The 15129-nt window shown below is 61.6% G+C and carries 13 protein-coding genes and 1 tRNA gene; 11 read left to right on the top strand and 3 right to left on the bottom strand.

Annotated features, from left to right (window positions below; translation table 11 throughout):
- The first annotated feature begins 2 nt into the window (after positions 1-2).
- Positions 3-848 (top strand): N-acetylmuramoyl-L-alanine amidase, encoded by an 846-nt coding sequence (locus Q3Y53_RS10995; RefSeq protein WP_303535960.1) that lies wholly within the window; start codon positions 3-5, stop codon positions 846-848.
- On the opposite strand, the gene hemF is transcribed toward Q3Y53_RS10995, so the two are convergent.
- Positions 845-1933: an oxygen-dependent coproporphyrinogen oxidase gene (gene hemF / locus Q3Y53_RS11000; protein ID WP_303535963.1), complete on the bottom strand. Its 1089-nt coding sequence runs from the start codon at positions 1931-1933 to the stop codon at positions 845-847. The genes Q3Y53_RS10995 and hemF overlap by 4 nt on opposite strands.
- A 115-nt stretch (positions 1934-2048) precedes the next feature.
- Here hemF and Q3Y53_RS11005 point away from each other — a divergent pair, with 115 nt between their 5' ends.
- The 8 genes from Q3Y53_RS11005 to Q3Y53_RS11040 all read left to right on the top strand — a co-directional run bounded on the left by Q3Y53_RS11005 (position 2049) and on the right by Q3Y53_RS11040 (position 12451).
- Entirely contained in the window at positions 2049-3125 is a 1077-nt protein-coding gene (locus Q3Y53_RS11005) for an Mrp/NBP35 family ATP-binding protein (RefSeq protein ID WP_303536185.1), read from the top strand.
- 2 nt (positions 3126-3127) lie between these two features.
- On the top strand, positions 3128-4366 hold the full coding sequence (gene rodA, locus Q3Y53_RS11010; RefSeq protein ID WP_226425803.1) for a rod shape-determining protein RodA: 1239 nt from the start codon (positions 3128-3130) through the stop codon (positions 4364-4366).
- Positions 4363-5712 (top strand): sensor histidine kinase KdpD, encoded by a 1350-nt coding sequence (locus Q3Y53_RS11015; protein ID WP_303535967.1) that lies wholly within the window; start codon positions 4363-4365, stop codon positions 5710-5712. Before rodA ends, Q3Y53_RS11015 begins: the two co-directional genes overlap by 4 nt.
- Positions 5713-5814: 102 nt before the next feature.
- Positions 5815-6246 carry a photosystem I reaction center subunit II PsaD gene (locus Q3Y53_RS11020; RefSeq protein ID WP_011363412.1) on the top strand — a complete coding sequence of 144 codons (432 nt, stop codon included), beginning with the start codon at positions 5815-5817 and terminating at the stop codon, positions 6244-6246.
- A 60-nt stretch (positions 6247-6306) separates the two neighbouring features.
- The gene (locus tag Q3Y53_RS11025; protein WP_303535972.1) at positions 6307-7824 is read left to right on the top strand and encodes an anthranilate synthase component I family protein; all 1518 of its coding nucleotides are present in this window, start codon (positions 6307-6309) and stop codon (positions 7822-7824) included.
- Positions 7821-8963: a glutamate--cysteine ligase gene (gene gshA / locus Q3Y53_RS11030; protein ID WP_303535975.1), complete on the top strand. Its 1143-nt coding sequence runs from the start codon at positions 7821-7823 to the stop codon at positions 8961-8963. Before Q3Y53_RS11025 ends, gshA begins: the two co-directional genes overlap by 4 nt.
- 32 nt (positions 8964-8995) lie before the next feature.
- A complete protein-coding gene (gene ppc, locus Q3Y53_RS11035; RefSeq protein ID WP_303536188.1) occupies positions 8996-11989 on the top strand; it encodes a phosphoenolpyruvate carboxylase in 2994 nt (997 codons plus the stop codon).
- A gap of 108 nt (positions 11990-12097) precedes the next feature.
- Complete coding sequence (locus Q3Y53_RS11040; RefSeq protein WP_303535977.1) at positions 12098-12451, top strand: N-acetyltransferase; 354 nt, start codon at positions 12098-12100, stop codon at positions 12449-12451.
- A 17-nt stretch (positions 12452-12468) separates the two neighbouring features.
- On the opposite strand, the gene Q3Y53_RS11045 is transcribed toward Q3Y53_RS11040, so the two are convergent.
- Positions 12469-12542 (bottom strand) — tRNA-Arg (locus Q3Y53_RS11045).
- A 103-nt stretch (positions 12543-12645) separates the two neighbouring features.
- Between Q3Y53_RS11045 and recF the strand changes: the two genes are divergently transcribed.
- The gene (gene recF, locus Q3Y53_RS11050; RefSeq protein ID WP_303536191.1) at positions 12646-13740 is read left to right on the top strand and encodes a DNA replication/repair protein RecF; all 1095 of its coding nucleotides are present in this window, start codon (positions 12646-12648) and stop codon (positions 13738-13740) included.
- 31 nt (positions 13741-13771) lie between these two features.
- Positions 13772-14239: an adenosylmethionine decarboxylase gene (speD, locus tag Q3Y53_RS11055; RefSeq protein ID WP_115010551.1), complete on the top strand. Its 468-nt coding sequence runs from the start codon at positions 13772-13774 to the stop codon at positions 14237-14239.
- Between the two features lie 16 nt (positions 14240-14255).
- Here speD and larE read toward each other — a convergent pair whose 3' ends face one another.
- The gene (gene larE, locus Q3Y53_RS11060) at positions 14256-15083 is read right to left on the bottom strand and encodes an ATP-dependent sacrificial sulfur transferase LarE (protein ID WP_303535983.1); all 828 of its coding nucleotides are present in this window, start codon (positions 15081-15083) and stop codon (positions 14256-14258) included.
- Positions 15084-15129: the final 46 nt, after the last annotated feature.

A 15129-nucleotide genomic window follows, 5' to 3' on the forward strand; every position in this document is an offset into this window, starting at 1 on the left:
CCATGCGTCTGCCGGCCTGGATGCAACGCCGTCGCTTTGCCTCAGGGCTTGCCATCACAGGCCTGTCGCTGGCAACCCTCGCGATGACCAAGGCTGCGGAACAACACAACTGGCTTGGCACAGCCGAGCCCAGCAACGAACCAGCGGAGCAACCCGCACCTGAACAGCCAGACCCCTGTCCCTCACCCGCCACGCCAGACCCCCTGCTAGGCCCACGCACCAAGAAACCCGGGAGCTGGGTCGGCCGAAGCCCTGTTCAATCCAACCTGCCGATCGTCGTTATGGCAGGGCACGCCGACTCCCAGGGCACCGTCAGTCCCGGAACCCCGGGATATGCCGTGGATCAGCAAAACCGTCCGCCGATGCAACCGGGCATTCGCGATGAGCTGTTCTGGAACCGCCAGGTTCAGGCCGCTGTGGTGAGCCAAGGCCAAGCCCGTGGCTTGAACATCCGCGCCTACACCCCTCCTTCCATCAGCATCGCGAACGACAACGACCCCAGCACCAACTGGTCGAAGGCCAAAGTGTTTTCGGAGCGTGGTGAATACGTTCTAGAGATCCATTTCGATGCCTATCGGCCCCATGGCTTCGGCTCCGGTCTGATTCCTGTGCTCGCGAATGTGCGTGAACTGAACGTCGTCGATGAAAGCCTGGCCCAGGCGTTTGGGCGCTACCCACGACTTTTCCGCGGAGGCCTTGGCGGTCCGCGTCGCGGCATCGGAATTCTTGAAATCGCCATGCTTGAGCCCCCCCTGGAGACGAAACTGAGGGATCCGAGCTCAAGGGAGCACACGGTGAACTGCCTTGCCGAGCGCGTGGTGAATGCGCTCGTCCAAGGCGTCAGTTAGTTGATCGCGCCATGGGGGCGGCAGCGCTCATCGAGCGAGGCATCACCGAGCCAATCCTGAGGCTTGGTGAACAGTTCAGTTAGCAGGGCCTCCCGTGATCCAGCCTCTGCGGTGTAGCCGTACTCCCAACGCGCCAGCGGGGGCAGAGACATCAAGATCGACTCCGTCCGTCCATTGGTCTGCAGGCCAAAGATCGTGCCGCGGTCCCAAACCAGGTTGAACTCCACATAACGGCCCCGGCGATAGAGCTGAAAGTCCCTCTCGCGATCGCCATAGGCCATCGGATGACGCTTCTCGACGATGGGGGCATAGGCGGGCAAGAAGGCTCTGCCATTTGCCTGCCCCAAGGAGAACAGCTGCTCCCAACTCAACGGCCGAGCTCCCAAACGGGCTGACACCTGAGCCGCAGGACCGGAGGGATCCTGGCCCTTGTAGAGCGTGCCGTTGGCATCTTGGTAGTCGTAAAAGATGCCGCCAACGCCGCGGGTTTCATCGCGGTGCTTCAAATAGAAGTACTCATCGCACCAGGGCTTGAAGACCTTGTGCAGATCCGGGTGAACCGAATCACAGGCCGCCTGATGGGTGCGATGGAAGTGACGGGCGTCGTCGAGGAAGGGGTAGTAGGGGGTCAGGTCGGCACCCCCGCCAAACCACCACACTGGGCCAGCCTCGAAGTAGCGGTAGTTGAGGTGAACCGTCGGGATGTAGGGATTGCGCGGATGAAGCACCATCGAGGTTCCCGTGGCGAACCAGGGATGTCCCTTCGCTTCCGGACGCTGCTTGAGGATCGACGGGGGCAGTTCTTCCCCTTGAACCTCGGAGAAATTCACGCCGCCTTGTTCGAAGACGCGGCCCTCACGCATCACCCGGGAGCGCCCCCCACCCCCTTCAGGCCTGACCCAACTTTCTTCAACGAAGCGGCCTTCACCATCAAGCGCTTCAAGGCCCGCACAGATTTCGTCCTGCAGCCCCATCACCATCGCCCGGGCCCGTTCTCTGGAATCGCTGGGGGGCAGTTCAAGGGGAGGCTTGCTGACACCCACGTCCTGGCGTCCGAGGACGCGGCGAATCAGGGAGCGAACCATGTGTCAGAGACTGGAGACATCGAAACCTAACCAGGTCACCCCAGACCTGGACAAGCATCCGTCAGGGACTGTCACGGGCGGCGCCCCTAGGATCCGGCTTGCCTTGATGAAACGGATGACCCCGGTCGAGCAGGCCAACCAAGCCCTCCAGCAAGTCAAAGATGCCGGCAGTGGCAAAACGGCCCTGGAGCTCGGCTGGATCGAACAGATCCGTATCACCCCTCCGCGGGCAGTGTTTCGCCTCAGCCTTCCAGGCTTCGCCCAAAGCCAGCGTGACCGCATCGTGGCTGAGGCACGGGGCGCTCTGATGGCGCTCGATGGCATTGATGACGTGCAGATCGAGATCGGCCAACCGCCAAGCCAGGGGGGCATTGGCCAAGCCGGCCATGGTCAGCCGGCTGAACGCCAGTCGATCCCCGGCGTCCGCCAGGTGATTGCAGTGAGCAGCGGCAAGGGCGGCGTCGGCAAGAGCACCGTCGCCGTCAATCTGGCCTGCGCCCTCGCCCAGTCCGGCCTGCAGGTGGGACTCCTTGACGCCGATATCTACGGACCGAACGCACCCACCATGCTCGGCGTCGCAGACCAAACGCCGGAGGTACAGGGCAGCGGCGATCAGCAGCGGATCGTCCCGATCGAGACCTGCGGCATCGCCATGGTGTCGATGGGTCTGCTGATCGACGATCACCAACCTGTGATCTGGCGCGGCCCGATGCTCAACGGCATCATTCGGCAGTTCCTGTATCAGGCCGAATGGGGTGAGCGGGACGTTCTCATCGTTGATCTGCCGCCCGGCACCGGTGATGCGCAGCTCTCCCTGGCCCAAGCAGTGCCGATGGCCGGTGTTGTGATCGTGACCACCCCCCAACAGGTGTCGCTGCAAGATGCCCGACGGGGTCTCGCCATGTTCCGGCAGATGGGCATTCCCGTCCTCGGCGTGGTGGAGAACATGAGCGCCTTCATCCCTCCGGACCGTCCCGACTGCCGCTATGCCCTCTTCGGCAGTGGCGGCGGCGCCCAACTCGCCTCGGACTACGACGTTCCTCTACTGGCTCAGATCCCCATGGAAATGCCTGTGCAGGAAGGCGGTGACACGGGACGACCGATCGTGATCAACCGCAGCGACTCCGCCAGCGCCGCTGAGTTCAAGGGCCTCGCTGAAGCTGTGCTCCAGGCCGTCACTCAGCCCGTCTGACGATGTTCAGCCGACGTGACCGCCGCAGATCGCACCGGGAGTGGGTGCTCTGGGGTGTTCCGCTCGGGATGATCACCATCGCAGGGGTGCTGATCGCCAGCACCCAACGCCAGGCGGACTATGCCGACTGGTATCACCACTGGATCACCGCGGCCTTCGGAGTGCTGCTGGCGCTGGGACTGGAACGGCTGCCGCTGCAGCGTCTCCAGCCTCTTTTGGTTCCCGTCTACGCCCTAACAGTGATCAGCCTTGTGGCGGTGCGCGTCATTGGAACTACAGCGCTGGGCGCCCAACGCTGGATCAGCATTGGCGGGGTTCATGTTCAGCCATCGGAATTCGCCAAGATCGCGGCGATCCTGCTCGTGGCAGCGGTGTTGTCGCGACACCCAGTGGAACGACCGATTGATCTAATGCGCCCGCTCGGGGTGATTGCGGTGCCTTGGCTGCTGGTGTTCATCCAGCCTGATCTCGGCACATCGCTCGTGTTCGGCGCCCTGATGCTCACGATGCTGTATTGGTCGGGGATGCCGATCGAGTGGGTGATTCTGTTGTTATCACCCCTGGTGACGGCCCTGCTCTCAGGCCTTCTCCCGTGGGCCATGGGCCTCTGGATCCCGCTGATGGTGGTTCTTGCCTACCGCTCCCTGCCCTGGAAACGGCTGGCGGCGACAGCAACCCTGGCTGTCCACGGCGCCATGGCGGCTGTGACGCCATGGCTCTGGATGCATGGTTTAAAGGACTATCAACGGGACCGTTTGGTGCTTTTCCTCGACCCCAGTCAGGATCCATTGGGCGGGGGCTATCACCTGCTCCAGAGCACCGTGGGCATTGGTTCAGGCGGCGTCTTGGGCACAGGTCTTCTTCAAGGACAACTGACCAAACTTCGTTTCATCCCTGAACAGCACACCGATTTCATCTTCAGCGCCCTAGGCGAGGAAACCGGTTTTGTTGGCTGTCTTTTGGTGGTTCTTGGCTTTGCAGCCTTGATGGCTCGATTGCTCCAGATCGCGCGCAATGCCCGCACCGACTTCGAATCACTCGTGGTGATCGGGATCGGCACGATGCTGATGTTCCAGGTGGTGGTCAACATCTTTATGACCATCGGCCTGGGCCCCGTCACCGGGATCCCCCTGCCCTTCCTCAGCTATGGGCGCTCAGCCATGGTGGTGAACTTCATCGCGCTCGGCCTCTGCCTGTCGGTGGTCCGGCAAAGCCGTCGCTCCTTGGCGCAACTCCGTTGACCGGGCCATCCTTCACCGACCTGCGGCAACGACTTGCGCAGGACGTGCCCCAGGGCCGCTGCGATGAGATTGGTGTCCGGCGGCTTTGGTGGGCTGCTCTGGAAACCCTGCAACAGAACCTGCTCGAGCAGGGCATTGAAGGCGGAATCTGGCTGGCTGCCCCCCTGCCGGCTCTTTATGAACCGGAGTTGCTCAAACATCTGCAGGGATGGGTGTGGGCTCCAGATCAACTGGATCAACTGAGTCCGCATCCAACGGCACTGCCGGGACGGTCCAGCAGCGATGAGCACGGCCCCCTGCGGGGATTCCAACGCTTGTCCCTGCGCCCCGATGACGGGGATGACCCCCTGCTGCTGGTGATCACGCCCGAGGTCCAGGTGGCCCTTGCCCTGCATGGACCAGCCCAGAAGCGTCAGCTGCTGATGCGTTGCGACCCGGCAACGCTCAGTGACATTCTGGTTCTGCTGGGGCGGCGGCTAGAGCACCAGTCACCAGCGCAGGCCGAGCAGCTGCGCAAAGCGCTCGAATCGATCGGCTCCCTGCAGAGCAATGGAGCCTGGTCAGAACAATTCTGGCCACGTCTCACCGAGCGGCTCAGCGCCACAGCCCCTGGGCTGATGCTGCAACCCATCCAGGCTGAGCGCCCACCGGAAGCTCCCAGCCATGGAGATCTGAATTTGCTGGAAGCGATCACCCATGAGGTGCGAACACCTCTGGCAACGATCAGAACACTGATCCGCTCTCTGCTGCGGCGAAAGGATCTGGCTGATGTCGTTGTGAATCGCTTGCGGCAGATCGATGTGGAATGCAGCGAGCAGATCGACCGATTTGGCCTGATCTTCCATGCCGCTGAACTGCAACGGGAACCCAATGAAGCCAATCTGGCCCGCACGGATTTGCAGGCCATGCTGAGCGCCCTTGCGCCCAGCTGGACGGAGCAGCTGGATCGTCGCGGGATCGCCCTGGAGCTGGATCTCACCGTTGACCTGCCGGCAATCCTCAGTGACTCCCGGCGACTGGAACCGATGCTCGGGGGTCTGATCGACCGCAGCACTAGGGGGCTCCCCTCCGGCAGTCAGCTCACCCTTCACCTCCAGGCAGCGGGTCCGCGGGTGAAGCTTCAGCTGCATGTGGAGCATCCCGACAGGAGCCAAACCGCGGAGGCCGGCCCTGCTCCCCAGCGCGAAGACGTGGGGACCGTCCTGAGCTGGGATCCGAGCACTGGAAGCCTGCAACTAAGCCAGGATGCGACCCGCCAGATGATGGCCAGCCTGGGGGGCCGCTATCAGCCCAGGCGAGACCGCGATATCACCGTTTTCTTCCCGGTGCACACCCCCGGAGAGTGATTGGTTTGTTGACGGGTGTGAAGCTTGCTTTCGGAGGTCAAAACAGGCCCCAATGACGGTGCTACTTTCCAGCCATAACGGCTCTTGTGGATTCTTTCAGCCATGGCAGCAACGGCGTTGAACGGTCAACTTCCCCAGCACATCGCCAGCACGGGCGGCCTTCTGAACTCTGCGGAGACCGAAGAGAAATACGCGATCACCTGGACCAGCAAGACAGAACAGGCTTTTGAGCTCCCCACCGGTGGCGCCGCTCTGATGAATTCAGGTGAAAACCTGATGTATTTCGCTCGCAAGGAACAGTGCCTCGCCCTCGGCACCCAGCTGCGCACGAAATTCAAGCCCCGGATCGAGGACTACAAGATCTACCGGATCTACCCCGGTGGTGACACCGAGTTCCTGCATCCCAAGGATGGTGTGTTCTCCGAGAAGGTGAACGAAGGTCGTCCCATGGTGGGCCACAACCCCCGTCGCATTGGCCAAAACGTCAACCCGGCCAATATCAAGTTCAGCGGCCGCAACACCTTCGACGCCTGATTCCTCAAAATCAAGACCCGGAGGTCATGATCACCGGGTCTCGGCTGCGATGATCAGGTCATGTTCAGTCCCGATCGCGACGCCTTTCATCAGGCTGTTTGCAGTGGTGCCAACCTGATTCCTCTGGCTCAGAGTTGGCCCGCCGATCTTGAAACACCCCTCACCACCTGGATCAAGGTGGGCGATGGAAGACCTCCAGGCGTGCTGCTGGAGTCTGTCGAGGGTGGTGAAACCCTGGGGCGATGGAGTGTGATCGCCTGTGATCCTCTCTGGACGGCGTCGGCCCGGAAGGATCGTCTGACGCGCACCTGGCGCGACGGTCGTGAAGAGACGTTGAACGGCAATCCATTCGAGTCCCTGCGCGACTGCCTCGCTCCTTACTCCTGCGTCAACCTGCCGGGCCTTCCTCCGCTTGGACAGCTCTATGGCGTTTGGGGCTACGAACTGATCCAGTGGATCGAACCCACCGTCGCAGTTCACCCTCGAGCTGCTGCCGATCCCCCGGATGGGATCTGGATGTTGATGGACGCGATCCTGATTTTTGATCAGGTGAAACGACAGATCACCGCCGTCGCCTTCGGCGACCTCTCCAACGGGGCGGATGAGGAGCAGGCCTGGCAAACCGCTATCGGACGGATCGAAGCCCTGCGCCAGCGGATGGACGCACCTCTGCCCGCCGTCAAACCACTGACCTGGGACGCAAGCAGCAAAGAGCTTCCCGCAGTGCGCTCCAACCGCAGCCGCGATGAATTCGAAGCCGCCGTCGACACCGCCAAGGAACACATCGCAGCAGGCGATGTGTTCCAACTGGTGATCAGTCAGCGCCTGGAAACCGAGGTATCTCAATCACCCCTGGAGCTTTACCGAAGTCTGCGGATGGTGAATCCATCCCCTTACATGGCGTTCTTCGACTTTGGGGACTGGCAACTGATTGGCTCCAGTCCAGAGGTGATGGTTCAAGCCGAACCGGCTGCTGATGGCATCCACGCCAGCCTGCGGCCCATCGCCGGAACTCGGCCCCGCGGCGCCACGCCCCTGGAGGACCGCGAACTGGAAGCTGACCTGCTGGCCGATCCCAAGGAACGGGCTGAGCACGTGATGCTGGTTGATCTGGGCCGCAATGACCTCGGCAGGGTCTGTCAGCCCGGAAGCGTAGCGGTGCAAGACCTGATGGTGATCGAGCGCTACTCCCACGTGATGCACATCGTCAGCCAAGTCGAAGGACGCCTGGGCCCGACGCACGATGTGTGGGATCTGCTGATGGCGGCTTTTCCCGCCGGCACCGTCAGCGGCGCACCGAAAATCCGTGCGATGCAACTCATCCACGATCTTGAGCCCGATGCGCGTGGCCCCTATTCCGGGGTCTACGGATCCGTTGATCTGGCCGGGGCCCTCAACACGGCGATCACGATCCGCACCATGGTGGTGCAACCCCTCGATGGCGGAGGATGCCAGGTCAAAGTGCAGGCCGGTGCCGGCATTGTTGCCGATTCACAGCCGACGGCAGAGTTTGAGGAAACCCTGAACAAGGCCCGGGGAATGCTGACCGCACTGGCGTGCCTGAATCCACCGGAATGACAGCGCACCCCCTTCTTCTGAAAGGCTTCGAGGTGGAACTGTTTACCGGTCAAACCAACGGAGCCAACGTGGGCGTCGCCACCGACGTAGCCAGGGAACTGCCTGGCTTCGTGACAGAACCGGACTGTCGCAATCTCGAATACGTCACCGACCCGATCCGGGATTACGCCGAACTGCCCGAGGCGTTGCTTGCTCCCCGGCGGACCCTGCGGCGGTGGCTACAGGGAAGGGAGCTGACGCTTCTCCCCGGCAGCACCATGAGCCTGGGTAACAGCAGCCGATTCGAACGATCTGACCCGGACAACGCCTACCACGCTCTGATTGAACAGCTGTACGGCACCAGAGTCGTGACAGCCAGCATTCACATCAACCTCGGGATCACAGATCTCGACTGGTTGTTTGCAGCGGTCCGGCTCGTGCGCTGCGAAGCGGCTCTGCTGCTCGCCCTCAGTGCCAGTTCTCCCTTCTTGGATGGGCGCAGCACCAACAACCACTCCCAGCGATGGCACCAATTCCCCATAACGCCGCCTGCGGTTCCTCTCTTTAGGGATCACGAGCACTACATCCAGTGGGTGGAGGAGCAACTGGCCACGGGTGCCATGCGCAACGAACGTCACCTGTGGACATCCGTTCGGCCCAATGGTCCACGGCGCCCCTACGACCTCAACCGGTTGGAGTTACGGATCTGTGATCTGGTCACCAATCCCCATGAGCTGCTAGCGATCACCTGTCTGCTGGAGCTGAGGCTGCTGGCCCTCAAAAACAACATCGAAAGCCTCGATCCGCTCTGCAGCAGCTCCCTATCCGCCGACGAACTGGTTCAACTGGCCGACAGCAATGACGCCGCCGTCGCCCGATCCAGCCTGAACGCTGAACTCCGGCATTGGCAGGATGGTCGTGCCATCAGTTGCAGGGACTGGCTGCTGGAGCTGATTGATCAGATGGCTCCCCTGGCCGAATCACTCCAGCTCAGCGCCTGCTTGAAGCCTTTGCATGGCCTGCTCGCCGATGGGAATCAGGCCATGCGCTGGGAAACGGCGCATGGCCAAGGCCAATCCATCGAAGACCTGCTTCAAAAAGGTATCCAGCGGATGGAGAAGGAGGAAGGAATCTCCACCGGGGAAGCCTGTTTGGGATGATCATGTCGAGTTCGTCGCAGCGTGGAGACTTCATGCCCGAGTCCACCACCCCTGTCTCCGAGCAAGAGACTGCACGCGTAAGCGGTGGCGGATCCGGCGCAGGGCAACTTCTTCAGCACCGTCTTGATCTGATTGAAGACCTCTGGAAGTCGGTGCTGCGCAGTGAGTGCCCACCGGAGCAGAGCGAACGTCTGCTGAGGCTCAAACAACTCAGTGACCCCGTCTCTCTGGAAGGGCGGGACGGCGACAGCACGAGCGAGGCGATCGTCGAGCTGATCAAGGCCATGGACCTTTCGGAGGCCATCTCAGCGGCCCGTGCCTTTTCGCTGTATTTCCAGCTCATCAACATCCTTGAGCAACGGATCGAGGAAGACAGCTACCTCGAGAGCCTCAGACCCAATCCCAGTACTGACACGGCCCAACGGGATGCCTTTGATCCCTTTGCTCCGCCCCTCGCCAACCAAACCGATCCAGCCACCTTTGGAGAGGTGTTCGAGCGGCTGCGTCGCATGAACGTCCCCCCCGCACAGGTGGAGCACCTGCTGCGGGAGCTGGATATCCGTCTGGTGTTCACCGCCCATCCCACGGAGATCGTTCGGCACACAGTGCGACACAAGCAACGACGTGTGGCCAACTTGCTCCAGCAACTTCAATCAGACACCCCTCTCGCGCATCAGCTGCGCGAAGACTGTCGCGACCAACTGGAAGAGGAAATCCGACTGTGGTGGCGGACCGATGAACTGCACCAGTTCAAACCCACCGTGATCGATGAGGTGGATTCAACCCTGCACTACTTCCAGCAGGTGTTGTTTGAAGCAATGCCGAAACTGCGCAAGAGGCTGATCACTGCCCTGCATCGCCACTACCCCGATGTCCAGGTCCCCCAGGCATCGTTCTGCACCTTCGGCTCCTGGGTGGGCTCCGATCGGGACGGCAATCCCTCGGTGACACCCGACATCACCTGGCGAACAGCCTGTTACCAGCGTCAGCTGATGCTGGAGCTGTACATCCACTCCGTCCAGTCACTCCGGCAGCAGCTGAGCATCTCCATGCAATGGAGTCAGGTGGCACCATCACTGCTGGAGTCGCTGGAGATGGATCGACTCCGGTTCCCAGAGATCTACGAGCGCAGAGCAGCTCGATACCGACTGGAGCCCTACCGGCTGAAGCTCTGCTACGTGCTCGAAAAGCTTGAGAGGACGCTTGCCCGCAACAACCAGTTGTCGGAGGCAGGCTGGCAGATGCCCTGTGAAGCCCTGGCCGATCCCCAGGACGGACTCGGCGGAGCCGATGTTCTCCACTACACCTCGGTGGATCAGTTCCGCAGTGACTTGGAGTTGGTCCGCAACAGCCTCGTGAGCACCGAATTGAGCTGCGAACAGCTCGACACGCTGCTGCACCAGGTGCACATCTTTGGGTTCTCGCTGGCCAGCCTTGATATCCGTCAGGAGAGCACCCGCCACAGCGATGCGATCGATGAACTCACCCGCAACCTGGAACTGCCCCAGGCCTACGGGGACATGGACGAAATGGAGCGAATGGCATGGCTCCTCCAGGAGCTGCAGACCCGCAGGCCCCTGATTCCGCCAGCCGCCAGTTGGTCGGAGCCGACAGCAGAGACGTTGGCGGTGTTCCGAATGCTGCAGCGCCTCCAGGAGGAGTTCGGTCCGCGGATCTGCAACTCCTATGTGATTTCGATGAGCCACACGGCATCGGATCTCCTGGAGGTTCTGCTGCTGGCGAAAGAGGCGGGCCTGGTGGACCCGCCGAACAAACGTGCCTCCTTACTGGTAGTGCCGCTGTTCGAAACCGTGGAGGATCTCCAACGGGCCCCTGCGGTGATGGAGGGGTTGTTTAAAACGCAGCTCTACCGCGAACTCCTACCGGTTGCAGGCCAACAGAAACAGCCGCTGCAGGAGCTGATGCTGGGCTACTCAGACAGCAACAAGGATTCCGGCTTTCTCTCCAGCAACTGGGAGATTCACCAGGCTCAGATCGCACTTCAGGAGCTCGCCAGCCGCCAGGATGTGGCGCTTCGCCTCTTCCACGGCCGCGGTGGGTCTGTCAGTCGAGGCGGAGGGCCGGCTTACCAGGCGATCCTGGCCCAACCCAGCGGCACGCTGCAGGGCCGAATCAAAATCACCGAACAGGGTGAAGTATTGAACTCCAAGTACAGCCTGCCCGAGTTGGCGCTGTACAACCTGGAGACCGTGACCACCGCCGTGGTTCAGAACAGCCTGGTAACCAACCAGCTGGATGCCACACCAAGCTGGAATCAGCTAATGAGTCGCCTCTCCACCCGTTCAAGGGAGCACTACCGGGCGTTAGTTCACGACAATCCTGATCTGGTGGCATTTTTCCAGCAGGTCACACCGATCGAGGAAATCAGCAAGCTGCAGATCTCCAGCCGACCGGCCCGACGCAAAACCGGTGCAAAGGACCTGTCCAGTCTGCGGGCGATTCCCTGGGTCTTCGGTTGGACCCAGAGTCGGTTCTTGCTGCCGAGCTGGTTTGGCTTCGGCACGGCGCTGTCGGAAGAAGTGGGCAGTGATTCCGAACAGCTCGACCTGCTGCGGCGCCTCCATCAACGTTGGCCGTTCTTCCGGATGCTCATTTCCAAAGTGGAAATGACCCTCTCCAAGGTGGATCTCGACCTGGCCCATCACTACATGAACAGCTTGGGGCACCCCGAACAACGGGAGGCCTTTGAAGCGATCTTCCAGGTGATCGCCAAGGAATACGAACTCACCCGCAAACTGGTTCTGGGAATCACAGGACAGAACCGACTGCTGGGCGCTGATCAAGGGCTGCAGTTGTCTGTTGATCTGCGCAACCGCACCATCGTTCCCCTGGGCTTTCTTCAGGTTGCACTTCTGAAGCGGCTGCGGGATCAGAACCGGCAACCGCCCATGAGCGAAACACCGGGTGCACCGGAAGATACCCGCACCTACAGCCGCAGTGAACTACTTCGAGGTGCGCTACTCACCCTCAACGGCATCGCAGCCGGCATGCGAAACACCGGTTGACCCACTGTGCTGTCGTTCCTTCAACAACCCTCGATTCCGCCCTTGCCTGAGGGAACGCGACTCGAAACATCGACCCCTCCCACTTCTCATCAGCTCAACACCCTGCTGATGTCCTGCGGGGAATCAACCCACCCTGAGGAACGCTGGGAGCTCGCCCTTAAGCGCAGCCTGTGGCAAATCAGCATCCTGGATGAGGCGAATGGGGAACTGATCGGGTTTGTGCGGGCCACCAGTGATCTGGCCCTCAACGCCAATCTTTGGAACCTGGCCGCAAAACCGGGGCCGAACCAAGGGGCCCTTTTTGCCGTTCTTGTGCACCGTGCCCTGCAGATCCTGCGCCGGGATCTGCCGGGCTGCAGCCTTTCGATCTCGGCCCCTGCAGATGCATTGGAGGCTCTCAAACAGCAGGGTTTCCTGATTGATCCCAATGGCATCCGCGCCATGGGACTCAGCCTGAGCTGAGACGTAAGGATCAAACACGAGCATGGAGGGACTCGAACCCCCGACCCTCAGAACCGGAATCTGATGCTCTATCCAACTGAGCTACATGCCCACTGATCGGCGTTAAGCCGCAGTGATATCGAGCGGCAACCGTCCCGATACAAGTACCTTACTCACTGGTCGCCCCAGCACCCATCCGGCTCCACAGGCTCCAACTGCAGGGCTTCCGGAACCACACCGTTCTGCAGCTGGAACTGACGCAGCCACGTCTGCTGGTGATCGGACCCAATGGCATTGGCAAGTCCAACCTGCTCGAGGCGGTTGAGCTGCTGGGCAGCCTGCGCTCCCATCGCTGCAGCAATGATCGCGACCTGATTCAGTGGGACACACCCCAGGCCCTGATCCGGGCCGACGTGGGAGATGGGGATCGCCTGGAACTGGAACTGCGGCGCCAGGGAGGCCGTCAGGCCAGACGAAACGGAAAGCTGCTGGATCGCCAGCTCGACCTGATTGGACCACTCCGCTGCATCGGCTTCAGCGCCCTCGATCTTGATCTGGTGCGGGGCGAACCCGCCCTACGCCGCCAGTGGCTGGACCGTGTGGTGCTGCAGCTTGAACCGGTGTATGCCGATCTGGCGGCACGGCTGAACCGGTTGTTGCGACAGCGCAGCCAGCTGTGGCGCCAAAGGCAGATATCCAGTGCCGAACGCCATGCACTTCTCGACGCCTTTGACGTTCAGATGGCGCTGGTGAGCACCAGGATTCACCGGCGACGGCAACGGGCCCTGCATCGGCTGGAACCGATCGCCCAGCGCTGGCAGACGCACCTCAGCGGGGGCACTGAAGTCTTGGAACTGCACTACAAACCCGGCAGCCGGCTCTATGGGGAGGATGCCGAAGAACCCTGGCGACTCGCCATCGAGGGGCAACTGCGCGAACAGCGGGAGGAAGAGGAACGGTTGGGCAGCTGCCGTGTGGGCCCACACCGGGATGAGATCGCCCTGCTGCTGGGGGGCAGCCCGGCACGACGGTTTGGTTCAGCCGGCCAGCAGCGTTCGCTGGTGCTGGGCCTGAAGCTTGCCGAACTGGAGCTGGTGACACAGCTGTGCGGGGAGCCACCACTGCTGCTTCTCGATGATGTGCTTGCCGAACTAGATCCCACCCGGCAACAGCTGCTGCTCGAAGCCGTGGGCGAATCGCATCAATGCCTGGTGAGCGCCACTCACCTCGAAGGCTTTGGCGGTGGATGGCAGCAGCAGGCCCAAATTCTCGGAGCAAGAGAACTGAGACCCGACCTGCAGATCGGATAAGGTGGCGGACCTGTTTTTCTCTCATCGCCTGATGGAGCAGACCCTCTCTGAACTGCATCCCAACCCGGGATGGGGGGCACCTGAGATTCATGCCACCGACATGGTCGGCAAACATTGCATTCTCGAGCTCTACGACTGCGATCCGAGCCGGCTCGATGACGAAGCATTCATCCGCACAACGATCACCTCAGCAGCCAAGGGCGCTGGTGCGACGCTGCTGAACCTGATCACCCATCAATTTCAACCCCAGGGCGTCACGGGCCTGGCCCTGCTGGCGGAATCCCACATTTCCATCCACACCTGGCCGGAATCCGGCTATGCCGCTGTGGATGTGTTCACTTGTGGTGACCACACCATGCCGGAGCAAGCCTGCGCCATTCTCTGCAGTGAGCTTCAAGCCAAACGGCACGCGCTGAAAAGCTTTCTGCGAGAAACCCCTGCGGCCATTGCCACGGGAGTGAGAGAACCTGTGGAAACGCCAAGCCAGCTCCCCAGCTGAGCAGGGCCACGCGAGATTAGCGGCGGTTCAACTTGCCGCTGACCAGACCTTCAAGATCCAGGTTGACGGAGGTGAAACCGAGGGAGCGAAAGGCCTCGACCAGAGGTTCGCTCTCTGCCAGCGCGAGCACAGCACGAATCTGGTCACGGGGCACCTCAATCCGTGCAGCGAAACCATGGGATCGCACACGGACGGTGCTGAACCCCCTAGCGATCAACCAAGCTTCCGCCTGGCCTACCCGCTTCAACCGCTCGGCGCTGATGCTTTCGCCATAGGGGAAGCGAGAGGCCAAGCAGGGCTGCGCTGGCTTGTCCCACCAGGGGAAACCAAGGGCCCGAGACAAAGTACGGATCGCTGCTTTGTCGATCAACAGTTCAGCTAGGGGGGAGCGAACCCCTGCCTGTCGGGCCGCGTCAATTCCGGGCCGGTGATCGCCGAGGTCATCGAGGTTGACCCCATCAATCACCAAGGCATCACCCGCCGCCACAGCAATGGGCTGAAGGTGGTGGTGCAGTTCACGCTTGCAGGCAAAGCAGCGATCCAAGGGGTTGCTGCTGTAGTCGGGGTCGTTCAACTCGGCCGTTGCACACTCCCGATGCGCAATGCCGATCCAGGAGGCCTGATCACGGGCTTCCCGCAACAGATGCGGCGCCAGGGCCGCAGAGACCCCCGTTACCGCCAGGGCGGCATCGCCCTTGGCCTCGTAGGCCATCGCCGCCACCAGGGTGCTATCGACACCACCGGAATAGGCCACACACAGGGAAGACTGCGAAGCCATCCAGTGCCGCAGGGCCGCCAGCTGCTGCTGTTCTCGATCCGTCAAAGGCTCCTGCAACCGAAACATCAGCGGGGAAAACCAGTTGAGCTAGGTAGGCTCCAACGGTAAGAGC

It is taken from the genome of Synechococcus sp. YX-04-1 (assembly GCF_030546365.1).
Taxonomy (GTDB): Bacteria; Cyanobacteriota; Cyanobacteriia; order PCC-6307; family Cyanobiaceae; genus Parasynechococcus.

Coding starts and splice junctions, on each gene's coding strand:
- Q3Y53_RS11005 (WP_303536185.1), top strand. CDS start 2,049: ATGACCCCGGTCGAGCAGGCCAACCAAGCCCTCCAGCAAGTCAAAGAT.
- Q3Y53_RS11025 (WP_303535972.1), top strand. CDS start 6,307: ATGTTCAGTCCCGATCGCGACGCCTTTCATCAGGCTGTTTGCAGTGGT.
- Q3Y53_RS10995 (WP_303535960.1), top strand. CDS start 3: ATGCGTCTGCCGGCCTGGATGCAACGCCGTCGCTTTGCCTCAGGGCTT.
- gshA (WP_303535975.1), top strand. CDS start 7,821: ATGACAGCGCACCCCCTTCTTCTGAAAGGCTTCGAGGTGGAACTGTTT.
- larE (WP_303535983.1), bottom strand. CDS start 15,083: ATGTTTCGGTTGCAGGAGCCTTTGACGGATCGAGAACAGCAGCAGCTG.
- speD (WP_115010551.1), top strand. CDS start 13,772: ATGGAGCAGACCCTCTCTGAACTGCATCCCAACCCGGGATGGGGGGCA.
- rodA (WP_226425803.1), top strand. CDS start 3,128: ATGTTCAGCCGACGTGACCGCCGCAGATCGCACCGGGAGTGGGTGCTC.
- Q3Y53_RS11040 (WP_303535977.1), top strand. CDS start 12,098: ATGTCCTGCGGGGAATCAACCCACCCTGAGGAACGCTGGGAGCTCGCC.
- Q3Y53_RS11020 (WP_011363412.1), top strand. CDS start 5,815: ATGGCAGCAACGGCGTTGAACGGTCAACTTCCCCAGCACATCGCCAGC.
- hemF (WP_303535963.1), bottom strand. CDS start 1,933: ATGGTTCGCTCCCTGATTCGCCGCGTCCTCGGACGCCAGGACGTGGGT.
- ppc (WP_303536188.1), top strand. CDS start 8,996: ATGCCCGAGTCCACCACCCCTGTCTCCGAGCAAGAGACTGCACGCGTA.